The sequence below is a fragment of the Mesorhizobium sp. WSM4847 genome, assembly GCF_055811335.1.
Genome location: NZ_JBVVPY010000028.1, coordinates 1 through 19,798, shown reverse-complemented (window position 1 = coordinate 19,798; position 19,798 = coordinate 1). Strand labels below are relative to the sequence as shown.

Sequence of the window (19,798 nt, the reverse complement as noted above, 5' to 3'; positions counted from 1 at the left end):
TGTCGTGGCCTACTTGCCGGCCGGCAGCGGCTTGTAGACGATAGCGTCCATTTCGATCTTGGTGTTGATGACGGCCTTTGCCTCCACCGTCGTGCGCGCCAGCACCGCGTCGCCGATCCCTTCGAGAAACGCCTTGTTATAGCGGCCGAAGTCGCGCGTATCCTCGAGATAGGTGGTGATCCGCACGACATCGGAGAGCGTTGCGCCCTCATCGGCAATGACGCGCGCGATGGTCCTCAGCGTCGCCAGCGTCTCTTCCTCGATTGTGCCGCTGATCATGTTGTTGTTCTCGTCCTTCGGAACCTGACCGGAGACGAAAATGAAATCGCCGGCACGCACCGCCGGATGAAACGGCAGGTTCGGATTCTTCTTGCCGATGGCGTAGTGGCTGGCGGATTTTCGCGTGCTGTCGCTCAACCTATCCCCCTAGAGAACGCTGGTATCGATGATATCGACGCCACGGACGCGGTCGATAAGGTAGACGATGCCGCGATCGTCGACGGTGACGTCGTTGGAAGACGATCGCTCGGCGCCGTCAGGCGCATCGGGGACGAAGTGGCCGACCTCCTTGGGTACGAACGGGTCGGCGATGTCGACCAGCCGCAGCCCCTGCGCGAACCATGCAAACGGAATGATGGTGCCCTTGAACCGCTCGGAAGGCTGATGGCAGCCGGTCATTGGCGGTTGTGGTTCGCCATCCGGGTCGAGGCCAGGCACCTGGAAGGTCGAGATCGGCAACGGGTTCGTTTCGTCGGTGATGTCGTAGATCCAGGTGAAGGCCGGCGGCGAAGGTCGGAGCTTGGCGACATCCTCGTCCGCCACCACCATGATGTTGCGGCCCTTGAGCGGCTGCGGGATCGGCAGGCATGTGTGCGTGGGATGCGGGAAGCTCGGGCTCGAATTGACATGCGAGACAAGCTTCGGCTTTGAAATGTCGGAAATGTCGAGGATGAACAGGCCGTGATGCCAGTAGCTGACATAGAGCCGGTCGCCCATGCGTAACGGATGGTGGCAGCGCGGCGTGACGTAATCATGCCACGGGTACTCTTCACCGCCGCCGGTCCATTGCCCCGGTATCCACCAGCGGCCGATTTCGACCGGATTTACCGGATCGATCAGGTCGAGGATCATCACGATGTTGCCGACATAGCCGTCGGCAGTCGGCGAGATATAGGCATAGCGGCCGTCATAGTCGTAGCGATGCACGCCATGGCCGCCGGTTATCCACTTCGAGATCAGCCTCGGCTCCGCCGGTCGGGTCGTATCGTAGAGCGCCAGGCCACCGCCGAAATCGGCCGGGCCCGCATTGCCGAAGCGCTCGTGGTTGATGATCATCAGACCGTCCTGGGCGCGCACCTTGTGCGAGTGCCAGCCGGGCGGAACGTCGATCGTCGCGACCTTCTTGGGATTGCGCGGATCGGAAATGTCGACAAGTGTCGTGCCGCTCGGCGGACGCATGTGGCCGATATAGAGAATGTTGCCGTCGACCCAGACCTGACCACCGCCCGGACAGTCGACATGGCCGATCTGCTTTGTGTTGAACGCCGAAACCAAATGCATCCGCCCTTGCTGCTGAACCGTCTCTTTCGATGTCCGCGCCATTATGGCGGCGCGGACGGTTTCCGCTGCAAACTAGACGATGCGGAGCAGATCGCCGGCCTGGTTGCGGCCCCAGCGCTTGTAGAGCAGCAGCGCCTTCTGTGTCGGCGCATCGGTCGCGCCGAAGAAGATGACCGGCTCGGTCGAGGAGCCATTGATATGCTCGACCCAGCAACCGCCCGGTATGGCGATCGTGTCGAACTGGTTCCAGTCGTAGCGCTTGCCGTCGATCATCGAATGGCCATTGCCGCGGAACGGCGCCAACAGCAGGCTGGCGGTCTCGCGCTGCGGCAGCGTCTTTTCGCCCGGCCGCAACATCTGCACGTAGAAGTTGATCGTGCGGAAGACCGGGCCGCCGGTGGTGGGGTCGACATAGTCGATGACGATGCCTTCATGCGGATCGCCGTCCCAATCCTTGTGCGCGTCGAGGATCGATTCCATCTTTTCCCAGCGATAGACATACATCGGCGACGACAGGCCGCCGCCGCGCTTGTGGTCGACGAAGCGCGGCATCAGGCCGCCCTCGCCATAGATTCGCTGCGAATAATCGCTCGGAAAACGCGCGGTCTGCACCTTCTTCTCGACTTCCTTGCCGTCGACCATCTCGGTGTATTTGTGATCGAAATGCACGGCGTGCAGCGTCTCGACCAGCGGCAGGTCGAGGACCGAAAGGTTGACCGCCTGTTCGCCGCCGACCGTGCCGTGATTGTGCCAGGCGTCGTTCGGCGTCAGCACCATGTCGCCGGGGCCGAAAACCACGTCCTCGCCCTCGACGCCGGTAAAATTGCCCTTGCCGGTCAGGCCAAAACGTATGGCGCTCGGCGAATGCTTGTGCGGCGGCATGATCTCGTCCGGATCATTCAGGCGGTAGGCGGTGTACATGGTGCTGACCGAGGCGCGCTTGGGCGCGAGCCCCGGATTGACCAAGATCAGCGACCGGCGCTCGCTGTCGTCCATGGTCACCAGTTCGGCGGCGCGCTGCAGCAGCGGCTCGATATCGGCATAGGACCAGACGAAGGGGATCGCCTTCGAGGTCGCCATGAGCTGCTTGATCTCGTCGTGATCGACGCCTTCCGACGTCGCCCAGAACGGGAACATATTCTTTTCGTAGAGGGCGTCATAAAGGCCCTTCAGCGCTGCCTTCTTGTTGGTGACGGTAAGGTCTGCCGGTTGCGCCAAGGACATCTCTGACACCTCTCTTCACGAAGAAAATGCGTTTAACCAACTCAACCGTATTCGGATTGGTTTTTCTGGACAATCCCAAAACTGAGAATTTTAAAAATTTTTGGTTGAGTGCTTCTATGGAGGCCGAATGGCCCCAAAAGGGGCAAAAAAGTCGAAAAGATGCGAGAAAATGGCCGGCGGATCGTATCATTGCGGCCGTGGCAATCGCTCGGCAGCCCAACCAACTCGAATTTTGTTTTCAACCAAAGGAACTTGGTTGAACCCGGGCGACAGCAATCAGGCGGCCATGCTTTGTTCAGCACGGCCGCGGATCAGGTCCGAGGCCTTTTCGGCGATCATGATGACCGCCGCATTGATGTTGCCGCAAACGAGATCCGGCATCACAGAAGCATCCACCGCGCGAAGGCCGGCAACGCCGCGCACCCGTAGTTGCGGGTCGACCACCGACTCCGCGTCGACACCCATGCGGCAGGTGCCGGCCGGATGATGCACAGTGATCGAGGTGTTGCGAATATGCTCATCGATCTCATCGTCGCTCTGGCATTGTGAGCCCGGAAAGAACTCCGAGGCGATGAACGGCGTCATCGACGGTTGTGCAGCGAGGTTGCGCGCGACGCGGAATCCGGCGCGAAGCGACTGCCAGTCGCGCGGCGAAGACAGGAAATTCTGGTGGATCAGCGGCGCGGCCAACGGGTCGTTCGACGCCAGTTCCACACTCCCCCTGCTCTCCGGCTGGACGGCGACGATGCGGGTCGCAAAGCCATCGGCGAAGGGCGCCTTGAATGGCGGCATGTAAGGCCATGCGGCAAGCGGCGCAGCCGTGAAAAGCAGCTGAACATCCGGCAACGGCCGGCTTGCATCGCTTTTCAGAAACGCCACGACCCCGCCGGGCACATCTCCCGAAAAGCCCTTTCCGGTAAAATAGGTCTTGACGAAATCCAGCCCGATACGATCGGCCCGCATCATCTTGAGGAATGGCCCCGGCTGCTTGCGCCGATACATCAGAATGACCGAGACATGGTCCTGCAGGTTCTTGCCGACCTGCGGACGGTCTACTTTCGTCTCGATACCATGCGCGGCGAGCTCGCCGCTATCGCCGATCCCCGACAGCATCAGCAACTGCGGCGTGTTGATGACGCCGCCGGCAAGCACGACCTCATGCCGCGCCAGCACCTGGTGGGTCGCGCCGCCCCTGGTGTAGGCGATGCCGATCGCTCGCCCGTCCTTCAGCATTATCCGCGTCGCCATCGCGCCGGTCAGCACCTTGACATTGCTGCGGCGCATGGCAGGACGCAGATAGGCCGACGCGGTCGAGCAGCGGCGACCGTTTGCGATCGTCATCTGCAGGCGGCCAAAGCCTTCCTGCACCGGGCCATTGTAATCGTCGGTCTGGGGATATCCGGCATCCCGGCTCGCCGTAGCGAAGGCATCGATCAGTTCGTCCTTGTAGCGGCAGAACTGCGTGTTCAGCGGCCCGCTGCCGCCGCGATAGTCGCTCTCGCCCTTTTCCCAGCGCTCCTGCTTCTTGAAATAGGGCAGCACCTTGTCGAATGACCAATCGGTGAGACCGCTGGCCGCCCAGCGATCGTAATCGCCGCGATTGCCGCGCACATAGGCCATGGCGTTGGTGGAGGAGGAGCCGCCGATGACCTTGCCGCGCGCACATTCGACCTTGCGTCCGCCGACATTGGCCTCGGGCTCGCAGAAATACATCCAGTCGTGACGGCGTTCGGTCAGGATCTTACCCCAGCCGAGCGGGATGTGGATCATCGGATCGCGATCCCAGTCGCCGGCTTCCAGGAGCAGCACGGAAACATCAGGATCTTCGCTCAGGCGGTTTGCAAGCACGCAGCCGGCCGACCCGGCGCCGACAATGACATAGTCGAATGTTTCCCCAAACGGCATGCACTGTCCTCGGGAGAAAACGGCCCCGCCGAGATGTGAGCCGTCAAAGAAACAACTGCGGCACTCAACCATCGCGCAACTGGTGTTGTCAACCATCGGACGCAGATGTAGATTGGTTGAGTTGGTTGAGTGCCGTGCTCATCGATTCCGTGTCACAACTGATATCGGGACATCGAGTCGACCGCTGCCGATCAGACAGGAGATTTGGTTTTGAGCGCATTCGAGCCGCAGATCGTATCATCGGATCTCGACGACATCATCGCAGCGGTCCGCCGCTTGCAGCAGGGCGGCGGCAAGCTTCCTTCCGAGCGTGACCTTGCCGAACATCTCAACGTGAAACGCCATCAGCTTCGCAAGGCGCTCGAGATGCTGCGCCAATCAGGTGATTTGAAACCGGCGCGCGCCAGGCGTGCGCCGACTGCCCTGCCCCGATATGGCGAAGAACTTGTCAGGGTAACCAACCCCATCGAGGTTCTGGAGTTGCGCCTGCTCATGGAACCGGGCCTCGCCCGGCTGGCATCGCTGCGCGCCTCCTCGTTCGAGACGGCCCGGATCATCGATGCGGCAACCACGCCGGAGAATGCCTCGTCGGGCGCGGTCGATTTCGCTTTTCATTCCGCCATCGTCGCTGCCGCCCGCAACCATCTTGCCGCCGAATTCTACAAGATGCTGCGCCAGGTTGGGGTCGATGCGCGGGTCAAGGTCGCACGGACCGCAGCACCCACCTGCCCTAAGCGGATCGCCGAGCGCGACGGCGAACATCGTCTGATCGCCGAAGCGATCTCGAAACGCGACCCCGAAGCAGCCGAAGCGGCCATGCGCGCGCATTTGCTATCCGTGCAAAGACGAATCACGGAGCGGTCGAATGCCGGCGCTTTTGCGGCATGAGCGTCTCGTATTCTAGCCAGACAGCCTGCTCGCGGGAACTTTCAAATTGATGCGTCATTTCGACGTGCTGGTCGTCGGCGCCGGATCTGCCGGCTCGGTGGTGGCTAGCCGGTTAAGCGAGGACAGCGCGTGCCAGGTCGGCCTGATCGAAGCCGGGGTCATGCCGTCCGATCCCGATATCGCCGACCCGTTGAAATGGACGATGCTGCAGGGCCGCGCCTATGACTGGGCTTATCGGACGGTGCCGCAACCCCTTACCGCAAACCGCGTCCACGAATGGCCGCGCGGGAAGATCGTCGGCGGTTCTAGCTGCCTGCATGCCATGGCCTATGTGCGTGGCCATCCCGATGATTTCCGGCCCTGGGCAGTAGCAGGCGGCCAGCGCTGGTCCTTTTCGGGCTTGTTGCCGGGCTTCGTCCGCAGCGAAGCTTTCACCGCCTTCGACGCGCCGTCGCGCGGCCGCAGCGGACCGTTGGACGTCTATCTGCCGGATGCGGAGGTCAGCCCCGTCGTCCGCGCCTATCTAGCCGCTGGACAGGCCATGGGGATCCCCGTCCTGACCGACCACAACAGCGGCGAACTCGCTGGCACGAGCCCTAATTCGCTGAACATCCGCGCCGGCAAGCGCCTGAGCGTCGCCGATGCCTATCTGCCGCCGGAGGTCATGGTGCGACCGAACCTCGCTCTGCTCACCGCTCACGAAGTCGAGCACCTCGTGCTGGAAGGCCAGCGGGCCACGGGTGTGGCTGTCGTGTGCGATGGGGAGAGCATGACGATCTCCGCCGACAGGATCATTCTTTGTGCCGGCGCGGTGTCGTCGCCGCTCATCCTCATGCGATCGGGCATCGGCGATCCGGATACGCTGAAGCGGGCGGGGATTCGCTGTCGTGCCGACCGGCGCGATGTCGGCCGCAATCTGCAGGACCATCTGCTGGCCCTTGGGAACGTCTACAGCACGAAAAAGCCGCTGCCCCCGTCGCGCCTGCAGCACTCGGAATCGCTGATGTATCTGCACGGCAGCGACCCGACCCGTTCGACGGGAAGCCCCGATATCGTACTCGCCTGCGTCGTTGCTCCATCGGCCGCAGTGGGCTTGAATGCGCCGCCCTACGGCTCGGCTTTCACGATACTCTGCGGCGTCACCCAGCCGACCAGTCGTGGGTGCATCGCACCGAGCGGGCCGGGCCGGAACGATGCACCGATCATCGATCCGCATTATCTCGAAACCGAACATGACCGGGCCGTTTTCCGGATAGCGCTGAAGACGGCGCGCGCGATTGGCCATCATCGAGCGCTCGACGAGTGGCGCGATGTGGAAATTCTGCCGGGATCACAGGTGCAGTCGGACGACGAGCTTGACGCTTTCATCGCCAGCGCTGCCTCCACACATCATCATCCTGCCGGCACGTGCAGGATGGGCGGGGATGCCGACGCAGTCGTCGACCCGGATTTGCGGCTGAACGGCTTCGACAACGCCTTCATCGTCGACGCGTCGGTGATGCCGATGATCCCGAGCGGACCCATCAATGCCGCGGTAGTCGCCATAGCGGAAACTTGGGCGTCAGTTCCGCCTAAAGCGCGTCGCGTTTGACCGCCGCATTAGCGCATGATCCCAAAAATCGGATCGGCCGGGCATGGCCCGAATCGGATCGATGCCAAACGGCCTATTCCGCCCAGAGTTCCCGGCGCAGTTCGCGCCAGCTTGCTTCGTCCGGTGCGACAAGAAGGCCACCGCCGACATGCGAAGGCCGATAGGTGCTGCCGTCGAAACGCGCGGCGTAACCACCGGCCTCGGCGTGGATCAGCACACCGGCCAGATGATCCCACGGCATCAGCTTGTTGTAGACGACGAAGTGGGCGTGGCCGCTCGCCAGCAGGCGGTATTCGTGAGCCGCGCAGCGATAGCCGAATTGCGACAAGGATTTCGTCTGGTTGCGCGCCAGCCGTGACCGTTCCGGCTCGGGCATATACTGCCAGGAAACCGCGCCGGTCATTTGTGAGAGCGGCGCAGGCTCGGCGACATGCACCTTCTCCAAAGTGCCATGCGCATGCCGTATGTGGCTGCCAGCACCGCTGGCGCCGATCAGCCAGTCCTTGCCGATGGGATCGTGAATGATGCCGGCGACGGTCTCGCCCTTCACCACGACGCCCAGCATGACGCCGAACAGCGGCACGCCGGAGGCGAAATTGAAAGTGCCGTCAACCGGATCGATGACGAAGGCGAGATCGGCTTCGCCGAGGCCCTGGAGCAGCGCCGGGTCGTCGGAGCAGGCTTCCTCGCCGACGATCATCGCCTGCGGGTAGCGCTCACGCAGCCTGACGGTGATGAGCCGCTCGGCACTCACATCGGCCTCCGTCACCAGATCGGCTGCCGAGGTCTTCTGGCGGACGTCGCCCTCATCCAGCCGGCGAAAGCGCGGCATGATCTCGGCAATGGCAGCGTCGGACAGAAGCTTGGCGAGCCAGTCGATTGCGGTATCGTCAAATGTCATCGGGAAGGTCTTGCCTTGCGGTCAGGGTCTCGTTGAGGGCGGCGAAATCGAACAGCTTTCTGTCGAGCAGATGCGAGGGCCGCACATTGGTCATGGCGTGGATCATCGTGTCCTTGCGGCCGGGCATGCGCTTTTCCAGGTCGTCGAGCATCGCCTTCATCGCATTGCGCTGCAAGCCGTCCTGGCTGCCGCACAGATCGCACGGGATGATCGGGAACTTCATGGCGCCGGCGAATTTTTCGAGATCGGCCTCGGCGCAATAGGCGAGCGGCCGCAGCACCATGACGTCGCCGTCGTCGTTGAGCAGTTTTGGCGGCATGGCGGCGAGGCGCCCGCCATGCAACAGGTTCATGAAAAAGGTTTCGAGAATGTCTTCGCGGTGGTGGCCGAGCACCAAAGCCGAGCAGCCCTCCTCGCGCGCGATGCGGTAGAGATGGCCGCGCCTGAGCCGTGAGCACAGCGAACAATAGGTGCTGCCCTGGGGAAGCTTGTCGGTCACCACCGAATAGGTGTCCTGATATTCGATGCGGTGCGCAATGGCGTATGTGTTGAGATAATCGGGCAGAATGTGTTTCGGAAAGTTCGGCTGGCCCTGGTCGAGATTGCAGGCCAGCAGGTCGACCGGCAGCAGCCCGCGCCATTTGAGATCGAGCAGCAACGCAAGCAGGCCGTAGGAATCCTTGCCGCCAGACAAGGCGACCAGCCAGCGATCGCCGGGCTTGACCATCGAAAAATCGTCGATCGCCTGACGGGCGAGACGCAGCAGCCGCTTGCGCAGCTTGTTGAATTCGACGGAGGACGGCACATCGGCAAACAGCGGATGAAAGCCGCCTGCGGCATCGGCGATCGGTTCGATTGTTTCTGGCAGCATGTTCATCGCGCGGCGGCCCCAAAAATCCTTGTTGCTGCCCGGAGTAGCGCATCGGCCCGAAAATCGAAATCGATTTTCGGAATCCTAAAGAAAAGGCCGCCTCGAGGGCGGCCTTCGATGATGTCGCAGATGAAAAAAATCGATCAGCGCGAATAGAATTCGACGACCAGGTTCGGTTCCATCTGCACGGCGAAGGGAACATCCGACAGCCCGGGGATGCGCCCGAAGGACGCCGTCATCTTGTTATGATCGACCTCAATGTAATCAGGCACGTCGCGCTCAGCCAGGCCTACCGATTCCAGGACGATCACCAGCTGCTTCGACTTCTCGCGCACTTCGATGACATCGCCCGGCTTGCAGCGGTATGAGCCGATGTTGACGCGCTTGCCGTTGACATTGATGTGGCCGTGATTGACGAACTGGCGAGCGGCAAAAATGGTCGGCACGAACTTGGCGCGGTAGACGACCGCGTCGAGACGCGACTCGAGCAGGCCGATCAGGTTCTCCGAGGTGTCGCCCTTGCGGCGGTTCGCCTCTTCATAGACCTTGCGGAACTGCTTTTCCGACACGTCGCCGTAGTGACCCTTCAGCTTCTGCTTGGCACGCAGCTGCAGGCCGAAATCGGAAAGCTTGCCCTTGCGGCGCTGGCCGTGCTGGCCGGGACCGTATTCGCGCTTGTTGACCGGGGACTTCGGGCGACCCCAGATGTTTTCGCCGAGACGGCGGTCGATCTTGTATTTCGCGGATTCGCGCTTGCTCATCGCATTCCCTTTCAAAAAGACACACCCGGCACCTCATGGTCCGGGTGAAGGAAACGCGCCCTCCTCTGGCCCCCGTTTTCGAGACCTGACAGGGTTCTCCCACGCAACGCGGCGGAAAACCCACGGGACACGTCATTGCACATAAAGAAACCACCGGACGTTGCGGCCCGGCGTTGGGGGCTGATTAGACGGAGATTTGACTGGTGTCAAGGTCGCGGTAGGCGTCGATGATGGCAGCCGATACGCCGCGGTATCCCCGCGCGCTGTGTGCGGGACCGCGGCTATCCAATCATGGGACCTGTCCTGCAGGTGGGACAAGCGGCTAGTGTTTCGATTTCTTCTCCGGCAGGCCCTTGCGCTTGGTCTCGGCGAACTCCTCGAGCTGCTTTTCGCTCATCGATTTGTACATTCCCTTCGAAGCGCCCTTGAGCTCGCTCTTCTTGGTCTCGCCACGCTTGGCGGACAAAGCCGCGCCGGCGGCTTTCTGCTGGGCTTTTGAAGTGGCTGGCATGATCGTTTCTCCCGTCTTGCGATGCGGGAAAAACGCACCGGTCGTGGTGATGTTCCCAGATATCAGGAAATCGCCAGCCCAAACCCCTGCATCAGGCGGCGAGTCGGGAAATCGACCCGCTTCGAGGTGAAGACAGCAAGGTCGGCGCCTTCCGGCAACGCCTCGCCGCGGTGGCTGGCCTCGGCATGCGCGAGCAGCGAGAGCGCCCGCCGCGCGATCGCCTCGGCGGGATCGAGCCAATCGACCGGCCAGGGTGCCGTCTTGCGCATGCGATTGGCCAGAAAGGGATAGTGGGTGCAGGCAAGCACGACGATGTCGGTCCGCAATTCGTCATGTTCGACGAAGCACGGCGCGATCTCGGCACGCACCGCCTCTTCATCGACAAAGCCATCGCGCATATAGACTTCGGCCAGTCCCGCCAGACGGTCGCTGCCAACCAGGCGGACATGGCATTTCTGCGCCCATTTGCCGATCAGGTCGCGGGTATACTGGCGCTTGACGGTGCCGGGCGTCGCCAGCACCGAAACCAACCCGGAGCGCGTGCGTTCCGCTGCCGGCTTGATCGCCGGCACCGTGCCGACGAAAGGATGAGCGGGAAATCTTTCGCGCAACGCATCGATGACCAGAGTCGAGGCGGTGTTGCAGGCGATGACCGAAATGGCCGGCGAAAAACGATCAAGCAGCTTGCCGAACAGCTCCAGCACATGTGCCCTCAGTGCCGCTTCCTCCCAAGCCCCGTAAGGGAAAGCCGCGTCGTCGGCGACATAGACGAAGCGGCGGTCGGGCATCAGCACCCGCGCTTCGCGCAGCACCGTCAGGCCGCCGATGCCGGAATCGAACATCAGGATCGGGCGGGCGCTTGAAGGATCGGTCATTGTCATCGTCTACAGGAGAAGGCGGAGAAGGCTGCGGGCCCGCGGCGGGAAGATGGTCACAAATCCCTATTCATCATTTTAGGCCTGATCCATCATTTTTGGGATGATGGACCACAGCAAATAACATTCGGTTACGGCTAGAGCCTGTCTCTCAGGCCTGGTCCTTGTCTGTCGCCTTGGCGGCGCGGGCCGCTGCCGGAAGCCGCCTGGGATCATCGCCCGGCGATCCGTCGCCGCGCGGCATGGCCGGCGAAAACCTGTCCAGCGATGATATTATGCCGCGCAGCACCTTGAGCTCCGGCTCGGCGAAGCCGGCGCGCGTCAGCACCGCGCGCAGGTTGTCGACCATTTTCGGCTTCTTCGCCGCCGGGCGGAAATAGCCGCGCGCTTCGAGCGCGCCTTCCAGATAGGCGAACAGGCCGTGCAACTGTTCCTTGGTCGCCGGCATCATGTCGGGACTGGAAAAGTTGGTTTTGGTCTCGTCTTCCAGGCCCGACTTCATCCACTCATAGGACATCAGCAAGGCGGCCTGGGCGATGTTGAGCGAGGAGAAGGCGGGATCGACCGGGAAGGTGGCGATCTCGTCGGCGAGGCCGACCTCGTCATTGTAGAGCCCGAACCGCTCGCGGCCGAACAGAATGCCGGTGCGCTGTCCGGATCGCTGCCGCGCTCTCAGCGCCCTGCCCGCCTCGACCGGTCCGCGCACCGGTTTGAAATTATCGCGCGCGCGCGCCGTGGTGGCGAAGACGAAATTCAGGTCGGCGACCGCCGAGGCCAGATCGTCATATACTCCAGCGGCATCGATGACGTGGTCGGCGCGGCTCGCGGCAGCGCGCGCCTTTTCGCTCGGCCAGCCGTCGCGCGGATTAACGAGGCGCAGTTCGGACAGACCGAAATTCGCCATGGCGCGCGCGACCATGCCGATATTCTCGCCGAGCTGCGGCTCGACCAGGATGATCGCCGGGCCGGTGGCAGGAAGGATGTCGTTGCTGGCTTGCATTGTCTCAATGAACTGCTGTTTGCGGCATTTCAGCGTCCCCTGCCATATCCGGCCGCGAAAATGAAGCTTTGGCAGGCAACGCCCGATGCCAGGGGCGAGCCCGCTGGGGCGGATCGCCGTTTGCGCGGCCAAAAATGCTTTGATATACGGGCCGCATCCCCGGCCAAAGCCATGCGGGCAAGGCCGTTCCGATCCCCAACAATGAGGCATTCTTTCCATGGCGAAGATCAAGGTGGCGAACCCGGTCGTCGAACTCGACGGCGACGAGATGACCCGCATCATCTGGCAGTTCATCAAGGACAAGCTGATCCACCCCTATCTCGACCTCAAGCTTGAATATTACGACCTCAGCGTTGAGCACCGCGACGCCACCAACGACCAGGTGACCATCGATTCGGCCAATGCCATCAAGAAGCACGGCGTCGGCGTGAAATGCGCGACGATCACCCCCGACGAGCAGCGTGTCGAGGAATTCGGGCTGAAGAAGATGTGGAAGTCGCCGAACGGCACCATCCGCAACATCCTCGGCGGCACCATCTTTCGCGAGCCGATCATCATGAAGAACGTGCCGCGGCTGGTGCCCGGCTGGACCAAACCGATCATCGTCGGCCGTCATGCCTTCGGCGACCAGTACCGCGCCACCGACTTCCGCTTCCCCGGCAAGGGCAAGCTGACGATCAAGTTCGTCGGCGAAGACGGCCAGGTGATCGAGCATGACGTGTTCGAGGCGCCGGCCGCCGGCGTCGCCATGGCCATGTACAATCTCGACGACTCGATCCGCGAATTCGCCCGCGCCTCGCTCAATTACGGCCTGCTGCGCAACTACCCGGTCTACCTCTCGACCAAGAACACCATCCTCAAGGCCTATGACGGCCGCTTCAAGGACATTTTCCAGGAAGTCTACGAGGCAGAGTTCGAAGCCGAGTTCAAAGCCAAGAAGCTGTGGTACGAGCACCGGCTGATCGATGACATGGTTGCCTCCAGCCTGAAATGGTCGGGCGGCTATATCTGGGCCTGCAAGAACTATGATGGCGACGTTCAGTCGGACACCGTGGCGCAAGGTTTTGGGTCGCTCGGCCTGATGACCTCGGTGCTGATGACGCCGGACGGCAAGACGGTGGAGGCGGAGGCGGCGCACGGCACCGTCACCCGTCATTATCGGCAGCACCAGAAGGGCGAGGAAACCTCGACCAATTCGATCGCCTCGATCTTCGCCTGGACACGCGGCCTGGCGCACCGCGCCAAACTCGACGACAATGCCGAGCTGATGCGTTTTGCCGAGACGCTGGAAAAAGTCTGCATCCAGACCGTCGAAGCCGGCTTCATGACCAAGGATCTGTCGCTGCTGATCGGTCCCGACCAGCCATGGCTTTCGACCACCGGCTTCCTCGACAAGATCGACGAGAATCTGCAGAAGGCGATGGCCTGACCAGCGTTGTGAGCAGGCCCGTCGTCTACGGGGCGGACTACAGCGTCTATGTACGCATCGTCCGCCTCGCACTCGAGGAAAAAGGCATCGGCTACGAACTTGTGCCGGTCGACATCTTCGCGGCGGACGGCATTCCGGGCTGGTATTTCGACCATCAGCCGTTCGGCCGCATCCCGGCCTTCGAGCATGACGGGTTCCGCCTCCACGAGACCGGCGCGATCGCCCGCCATGTCGACGAAGCGTTCGACGGCCCGGCGTTGCAACCGATCGAAGCCCGGCCTCGCGCACGTATGAACCAGATCATCGGCATGCTCGACGCCTATGCCTATCGAGCCATGGTCTGGGATGTCGCCGTCGAGCGGCTGGAGAAAACGGCGCCTGACGAGGCTTTGATCGCCAATGGGCTTCTGCAGGCGAGAACGACACTTAAGGCGCTCTCATCGCTGAAAGCCGAGGGGCCATGGCTGCTGGGCGAGCAACTGACGCTGGCCGACCTCCATGCAGCACCCATCATCGGCTATTTCGCCAAGGTCACTGAGGGACGGAAACTGCTGGCCGAGTTTCCAGATCTTCGGGACTGGTTCGCGCGCATCGCCCTACGGGAGAGTTTTGCCCGTACTGAAAAGGCTGGGTGACAAAGTCCGAAAGGCCGAGGGACAGCACCCCCCTCTGTCCTGCCGGACATCTCCCCCTCAAGGGGGGAGATCGGATGTCACGATTGTTTTCGCCAATTTTCGACGTTTGAGAAAAAGGCAGGGCAATGAAGCTGCCAATCTCCCCCCTTGAGGGGGAGATGTCCGGCAGGACAGAGGGGGGTGCCTCCCAGACCCCCAGCAACCGATCAGGCCGCCTCCAGAGCCGCCTTCACCGCAGCGATCGCGTCTTCGGCCCTTGAGGCGTCCGGGCCGCCGGCCTGGGCCATGTCAGGCCGACCGCCGCCGCCCTGCCCGCCCAAGGCCGCGGACGCCACACGCACCAGATCGACAGCGCTGAAGCGGCCGGTCAGGTCGTCGGTGACGCCGACCACGACGCTGGCCTTGTTGTCCTCGCCGGCGCCGACGAAGACGACGACGCCGGAGCCGAGCGACTTCTTGCCGGCATCGGCCAACGGCTTCAAATCCTTCGGCGCGACACCCGATACCGCCTTGCCGAGGAAGCCGACACCGGCAATGGTCTCGTTCTCGGCAGGCACGCCGGCTGGCGAGCGGTCGCCCAGCGCCAGTTTCTTGCGCGCTTCGGTCAGTTCTTTCTCGAGCTTCTTGCGCTCGTCCAACAGCGCTTCGACGCGCGCCGGCACGTCGGCCGGCGAGATCTTCAACGCCGCCGCAGTGGCCTTCAGCCGTTTGTCCTGCTCGTCGAGATGCTTTCTGGCCGCCTCTCCGGTCAGCGCCTCGATGCGGCGCACGCCGGCGGCGACGGCGCTGTCCGACACGATGCGCACCAGACCGATATCGCCGGTCGCCCTGACATGGGTGCCGCCGCATAGCTCGACCGAATAGGGCCGGTTGGCCTTGGCGCCATGCAAGCCCGTGCCCATCGAAACGACGCGCACCTCATCGCCATACTTTTCGCCGAACAGCGCCATGGCGCCTTCGGCAATGGCATCGTCGACCGACATCAGCCGCGTGGTGACCGGGCTGTTCTGGACGACGATCTCGTTCGCCATCCGCTCGACCACTTCGATCTCGTCAGGCGAGATCGGCTTGTTGTGCGAAATGTCGAAGCGCAGACGCTCGGGCGCGACCAGTGAGCCCTTCTGCGCGACATGGGTGCCTAGCACCTCGCGCAGCGCTTCGTGGATCAGATGCGTCGCGGAATGGTTCGCGCGCAGCCTGGAGCGGCGCGCATGGTCGACCTTCAGCTCGACGGTCGCGCCCGTGTCGACCGTGCCGTCGGCCACCTTGCCGAGATGCACGAAAAGCCCGTCGGCCTTCTTCTGCGTATCGGAGATCTCGATTGAGAACCCTTCGCCTGAAATGACGCCGGTATCACCCACCTGGCCGCCGGATTCGCCATAGAACGGCGTCTGGTTGACGACTACGGCAACCGCCTCGCCGTTGGCGGCGCTGTCGACGATCTTGCCGTCCCTGACCAGCGCCTGGATGAGGCCTTCCGCCTGCTCGGTCTCGTAGCCGAGGAACTCGGTGGCGCCATGCTTCTCGCGCACCGGGAACCACACTGTTTCGGTCGCCGCCTCGCCGGAACCAGCCCAGCTCTTGCGCGCCTCGGCCTTCTGCTGCTCCATCGCATTGGTGAAGCCGGCAAGATCGACCGAGATGTTGCGCTGACGGAGCGCGTCCTGCGTCAGATCGAGCGGAAAGCCATAGGTGTCGTAGAGCTTGAAGGCGGTCTCGCCATCCAGCATGTCGCCGGCACCCAGCTTTTCCGTCGCTTCCGAAAGCAGGCCCAAGCCGCGCACCAGCGTCTTGCGGAAACGGGTTTCTTCAAGCTTCAGCGTCTCGGTGATCATCTGTTCGCCGCGCACCAGTTCCGGATAGGCCTGGCCCATCTCGCGCACCAGCGCCGGCACCAGCCGCCACATCAGCGGATCACCGGCGCCCAAAAGCTGCCCATGGCGCATGGCGCGGCGCATGATGCGACGCAGCACGTAGCCGCGGCCCTCATTGGACGGCAGCACGCCGTCGGCCACCAGAAAGCAGGACGAACGCAAATGGTCGGCGATGACGCGGAACGATCCGACGGTGTCGGCATCCGGACCGCGGCCGAGCGCGGATGACGCGGCCTCGATCAGGTGACGGAACAGGTCGGTCTCGAAGACGCTCTCGACCCCTTGCAGAATGGAGGCCATGCGCTCCAGGCCCATGCCGGTGTCGATCGACGGGCGCGGCAGGTCGATGCGCTCATCCTTCGTCACCTGTTCATACTGCATGAACACCAGGTTCCAGAATTCGAGGAAACGGTCGCCATCCTCCTCGGGGCTGCCGGGAGGGCCGCCCCAGATGTGCTCGCCACGGTCGATGAAGATCTCCGAGCACGGACCGCAAGGTCCGGTGTCGCCCATCGCCCAGAAATTGTCCGAGGTCGGAATGCGGATGATACGATCGTCGGAAAAGCCGGCGATCTTCTTCCAGTAGCCGGCAGCCTCGTCGTCGGTGTGATAGACCGTGACCAGCAGCTTGTCCTTCTTCAGCCCGAACTCCCTGGTGATCAGGTCCCAGGCAAGCTCGATGGCGCGCTCCTTGAAATAGTCGCCGAACGAGAAATTACCGAGCATCTCGAAGAAGGTCAGGTGGCGCGCGGTGTAGCCGACATTGTCGAGGTCGTTGTGCTTGCCGCCGGCGCGAACACTCTTCTGAGCCGTCGTGGCACGCGAGTAGGGTCGCTTTTCCAGGCCGGTGAAAACGTTCTTGAACTGCACCATGCCGGCATTGGTGAACATCAGTGTCGGGTCGTTGCGCGGCACCAGCGGGCTCGACGCGACGACCTCGTGACCCTCCTTGCGGAAATAGTCGAGGAATGTCGACCGGATCTCGTTCACGCCACTCATGAATACTGCCTTTTAGCTTTTAGAGAGAGCCGCCGGCGCGGCCGACGGCAAATGGACATGGCCTTTTAGCCGCCGCGTTGCACCCTGTCCAGAAACACGGAATTGGGCCAATTTGCGGGGCTTGCCGGTCATCTCGTTGCCGGCCTGCCGGTCATCTCGGCGCCACCGCTGAAACGCAAACCGCCGGCGCTATGCCGGCGGTTCGAACGCAACAATACAGGACTCGATTACACAGGCTGGAGCTGATGCGCGGGAATCATGGCCAAACTCCGGCCACTGCCGAAGCCTACATGGCGCCGGCTTCGTCCTCGAAACCATCGTCTCCGCCTTCGGAACCACCATTCTCGAGGAACTTTTCCGCAATCAGCCCGGCATTCTGCCGTAGTGCCAATTCGATTTCGCGCGCCGTATCGGGATTGTCGCGCAGGAACAGTTTTGCATTCTCGCGGCCCTGGCCGAGACGCTGCGAATTGTAGGAGAACCAGGCGCCCGACTTTTCGACCACGCCGGCCTTGACGCCGAGGTCAACCAGCTCGCCGGTCTTGGACACGCCCTCGCCATACATGATATCGAACTCGACCACCTTGAAGGGCGGCGCCAGCTTGTTCTTGACCACTTTGACGCGGGTCTGGTTGCCGACGACCTCGTCGCGGTCCTTGACCGAGCCGATGCGGCGAATGTCGAGGCGCACCGAAGCGTAGAATTTCAGCGCGTTGCCGCCGGTCGTGGTCTCGGGCGAACCGAACATGACGCCGATCTTCATGCGGATCTGGTTGATGAAGATGACCATGGTGTTGGAGCGCGAGATCGAGGCGGTCAGCTTGCGCAGCGCCTGGCTCATCAGGCGGGCCTGCAGGCCGGGCAGCGAATCGCCCATCTCGCCTTCGATTTCGGCGCGCGGCGTCAGCGCCGCGACCGAATCGACCACCAGCACGTCGATGGCGCCGGAACGCACCAGCGTGTCGCAGATCTCCAGCGCCTGCTCGCCGGTATCGGGCTGCGAGATCAAGAGGTTTTCGAGGTCGACGCCGAGCTTACGGGCATAGACCGGGTCGAGCGCGTGCTCGGCATCGACGAAGGCGCAGATGCCGCCCTTCTTCTGGGCCTCCGCCACAGTGTGCAGCGCCAGCGTCGTCTTGCCCGAGCTTTCCGGCCCGTAGATCTCGATGATGCGGCCGCGCGGCAGGCCGCCGACGCCGAGCGCGATGTCGAGGCCAAGCGAACCGGTCGGCACCGTTTCGATCTCGACGACCTGCTCGTTTGCGCCGAGCCGCATGATCGAGCCCTTGCCGAAGGCACGCTCGATTTGCGACAGCGCCGCATCCAGAGCCTTTGATTTGTCCACCGTTTTGTCCTCTACAAGCCGCAAAGAATTCTGAGCCATGATACATCACCCCTTGGTCGTCAATGAAGGCCGGACAATCCGTAATCCCTATCAATTTGTACCTTTTTTGTTCTCGATTGGCAAGGGGATACAACCGATTGAAAAACCAACAATATCCGGATTTGTTCTTTTTTTGTTTCGTATTTTCACCCGGGATGCATCCCGGCTTCACCCGCAGGATTCTGCTAGGCATCTTCCGAATCGCGCCTCCGGTTGCCGGGTTCCGCCGGACAACCTAGTCTCCACCCGGCAGCAGCAAAGGTCATCTCACTGGGCATGATGAAGTCGCCGACGATCCTGGCAGTAGGCGGCGCCTATATCGAGCGGCGCGGCCAGGTTTCGGGCGCCTTCGTGCCGGCGGCGTCGAACCCCGGCACGATGCGCGAGGAAGTCGGCGGCGCCGTCTTCAATGCGCTGCGCTGCGCCGTGCGCCGCGGCGTCTCCGGGTCGCTGCTTTCGGTACGGGGCGGCGATGTTCTGGCCGATACGCTTTCACGCGCCATTGCTGCAGCCGGCATTGCCGATCTGTCCGTGGTGTTCCTCGATCGCACGACACCGAGCAACACAGTGCTGATCGACGGCGACGGCGCGCTGATCGCCGGCCTCGCCGACATGGCGCTCTACGACCTGGCACTTGCCAAGCAGATCCGCCGTGCCAAGGTGCGCGAGGCAATCAGCACCGCTGATGCAGTCCTTTGCGACGCAAACCTGCCGTCGGCGGCGCTCGAGCGGCTGGTAGCGCTTGCAGCCGACAAGCCCGTGTTTGCACTTGCCGTTTCGCCCAGCAAGGCGGCGCGGCTGACGCTGGTGCTTGAGTTTCTGGCGATGGCCTTCATGAACCGGCACGAGGCCGGCGCGCTTACCGGCGCCGACGTCGATGCCGACGAGCGTGGCATTGTCGACGGCCTAAGACGCGCCGGCCTGAAAAGCGGCGTGGTCACCGCTGGTGACGGTCCGGTGCTGGGTTTCGACGCGGCCGGCGCCTTCTCGATCCTGGCACCGAAAAAAGTCACGGTCGGCGCCGCCGATGCGCTGGCGGGCGCGACGATGGCCGCCCTGCTGCGCGGCCTGACGCTGGGCGCAGCGCTGCGCGAAGGCGTTGCCGCAGCAATGCTCGCCGTCGAGAGCGCCACCTTCACGAGCGCTATCTTTGCCGAGGCGCTGGCATTCGTGCCCGAGGCGCGCGACCTGGCATGAAATCCTGGATGTTGGCGCCGCCCCTCAACCCCCTGCCGGGACCTTCTCCCCGTGAAGGACGGGGAGAAGGGGCTTGGCCGCGACGCCGGCGCCCCCCCCCCCCCGCGGGGAGGGGGGGGGGGGGGGGGGCGCCCCGGGGGGGTGTGGGTTTGTGTGTGGGGGGGGGGGCGCCCCCATTTAAGGGCGCCCCCCC

At 62.9% G+C, this 19,798-nt stretch carries 18 protein-coding genes; 6 read left to right on the top strand and 12 right to left on the bottom strand.

Annotated features, from left to right (window positions below):
* Positions 1-9: 9 nt before the first annotated feature.
* The 3 genes from AC0L28_RS29415 to AC0L28_RS29405 all read right to left on the bottom strand — a co-directional run bounded on the left by AC0L28_RS29415 (position 10) and on the right by AC0L28_RS29405 (position 2,784).
* Positions 10-417 carry a RidA family protein gene (locus tag AC0L28_RS29415; protein ID WP_027154168.1) on the bottom strand — a complete coding sequence of 136 codons (408 nt, stop codon included), beginning with the start codon at positions 415-417 and terminating at the stop codon, positions 10-12.
* A 9-nt stretch (positions 418-426) separates the two neighbouring features.
* Positions 427-1,560 (bottom strand): LVIVD repeat-containing protein, encoded by a 1,134-nt coding sequence (locus AC0L28_RS29410; protein ID WP_473481720.1) that lies wholly within the window; start codon positions 1,558-1,560, stop codon positions 427-429.
* A gap of 72 nt (positions 1,561-1,632) precedes the next feature.
* Positions 1,633-2,784 carry a cupin domain-containing protein gene (locus AC0L28_RS29405; RefSeq protein ID WP_473481718.1) on the bottom strand — a complete coding sequence of 384 codons (1,152 nt, stop codon included), beginning with the start codon at positions 2,782-2,784 and terminating at the stop codon, positions 1,633-1,635.
* A 26-nt stretch (positions 2,785-2,810) separates the two neighbouring features.
* On the opposite strand from AC0L28_RS29405, the gene AC0L28_RS29400 reads away from it, so the two are divergent.
* Entirely contained in the window at positions 2,811-3,044 is a 234-nt protein-coding gene (locus AC0L28_RS29400; protein WP_473481716.1) for a hypothetical protein, read from the top strand.
* Between the two features lie 16 nt (positions 3,045-3,060).
* Here AC0L28_RS29400 and AC0L28_RS29395 read toward each other — a convergent pair whose 3' ends face one another.
* Positions 3,061-4,689, bottom strand: a complete 1,629-nt coding sequence (locus tag AC0L28_RS29395; protein WP_473481714.1) for a GMC family oxidoreductase — start codon at positions 4,687-4,689, stop codon at positions 3,061-3,063.
* A gap of 210 nt (positions 4,690-4,899) precedes the next feature.
* On the opposite strand from AC0L28_RS29395, the gene AC0L28_RS29390 reads away from it, so the two are divergent.
* Positions 4,900-5,577: a FadR/GntR family transcriptional regulator gene (locus tag AC0L28_RS29390; protein ID WP_027154164.1), complete on the top strand. Its 678-nt coding sequence runs from the start codon at positions 4,900-4,902 to the stop codon at positions 5,575-5,577.
* 46 nt (positions 5,578-5,623) lie between these two features.
* On the top strand, positions 5,624-7,168 hold the full coding sequence (locus AC0L28_RS29385) for a GMC family oxidoreductase (protein ID WP_473481712.1): 1,545 nt from the start codon (positions 5,624-5,626) through the stop codon (positions 7,166-7,168).
* A gap of 73 nt (positions 7,169-7,241) precedes the next feature.
* Here the strand turns inward: AC0L28_RS29385 and AC0L28_RS29380 are convergent, their stop codons facing one another.
* The 6 genes from AC0L28_RS29380 to AC0L28_RS29355 form a co-directional block, all read right to left on the bottom strand.
* On the bottom strand, positions 7,242-8,069 hold the full coding sequence (locus AC0L28_RS29380; protein WP_473481710.1) for an inositol monophosphatase family protein: 828 nt from the start codon (positions 8,067-8,069) through the stop codon (positions 7,242-7,244).
* On the bottom strand, positions 8,059-8,946 hold the full coding sequence (gene ttcA, locus AC0L28_RS29375; RefSeq protein WP_473481708.1) for a tRNA 2-thiocytidine(32) synthetase TtcA: 888 nt from the start codon (positions 8,944-8,946) through the stop codon (positions 8,059-8,061). Before ttcA ends, AC0L28_RS29380 begins: the two co-directional genes overlap by 11 nt.
* A 137-nt stretch (positions 8,947-9,083) precedes the next feature.
* Positions 9,084-9,701: a 30S ribosomal protein S4 gene (gene rpsD / locus AC0L28_RS29370; RefSeq protein ID WP_023798277.1), complete on the bottom strand. Its 618-nt coding sequence runs from the start codon at positions 9,699-9,701 to the stop codon at positions 9,084-9,086.
* Between the two features lie 322 nt (positions 9,702-10,023).
* Positions 10,024-10,212, bottom strand: coding sequence for a DUF3008 family protein (locus tag AC0L28_RS29365; protein WP_023717374.1), 189 nt, complete (start codon positions 10,210-10,212; stop codon positions 10,024-10,026).
* A 62-nt stretch (positions 10,213-10,274) separates the two neighbouring features.
* Entirely contained in the window at positions 10,275-11,087 is an 813-nt protein-coding gene (gene murI, locus AC0L28_RS29360; protein ID WP_473481706.1) for a glutamate racemase, read from the bottom strand.
* Between the two features lie 151 nt (positions 11,088-11,238).
* On the bottom strand, positions 11,239-12,087 hold the full coding sequence (locus AC0L28_RS29355) for an RNA methyltransferase (protein ID WP_473481704.1): 849 nt from the start codon (positions 12,085-12,087) through the stop codon (positions 11,239-11,241).
* Positions 12,088-12,304: 217 nt separating this feature from the next.
* Between AC0L28_RS29355 and AC0L28_RS29350 the strand changes: the two genes are divergently transcribed.
* The gene (locus AC0L28_RS29350; RefSeq protein WP_128168446.1) at positions 12,305-13,516 is read left to right on the top strand and encodes an NADP-dependent isocitrate dehydrogenase; all 1,212 of its coding nucleotides are present in this window, start codon (positions 12,305-12,307) and stop codon (positions 13,514-13,516) included.
* Positions 13,517-13,524: 8 nt separating this feature from the next.
* Positions 13,525-14,151, top strand: coding sequence for a glutathione S-transferase family protein (locus tag AC0L28_RS29345; RefSeq protein WP_473481702.1), 627 nt, complete (start codon positions 13,525-13,527; stop codon positions 14,149-14,151).
* A gap of 206 nt (positions 14,152-14,357) precedes the next feature.
* On the opposite strand, the gene alaS is transcribed toward AC0L28_RS29345, so the two are convergent.
* Together alaS and recA are read right to left on the bottom strand one after the other, a co-directional pair.
* The gene (gene alaS, locus AC0L28_RS29340) at positions 14,358-17,024 is read right to left on the bottom strand and encodes an alanine--tRNA ligase (protein ID WP_473481700.1); all 2,667 of its coding nucleotides are present in this window, start codon (positions 17,022-17,024) and stop codon (positions 14,358-14,360) included.
* Positions 17,025-17,310: 286 nt separating this feature from the next.
* Positions 17,311-18,408 carry a recombinase RecA gene (recA, locus tag AC0L28_RS29335; RefSeq protein WP_023798282.1) on the bottom strand — a complete coding sequence of 366 codons (1,098 nt, stop codon included), beginning with the start codon at positions 18,406-18,408 and terminating at the stop codon, positions 17,311-17,313.
* Between the two features lie 276 nt (positions 18,409-18,684).
* Between recA and AC0L28_RS29330 the strand changes: the two genes are divergently transcribed.
* Positions 18,685-19,605, top strand: a complete 921-nt coding sequence (locus AC0L28_RS29330; protein ID WP_473481698.1) for a carbohydrate kinase family protein — start codon at positions 18,685-18,687, stop codon at positions 19,603-19,605.
* Positions 19,606-19,798 lie beyond the last annotated feature (193 nt).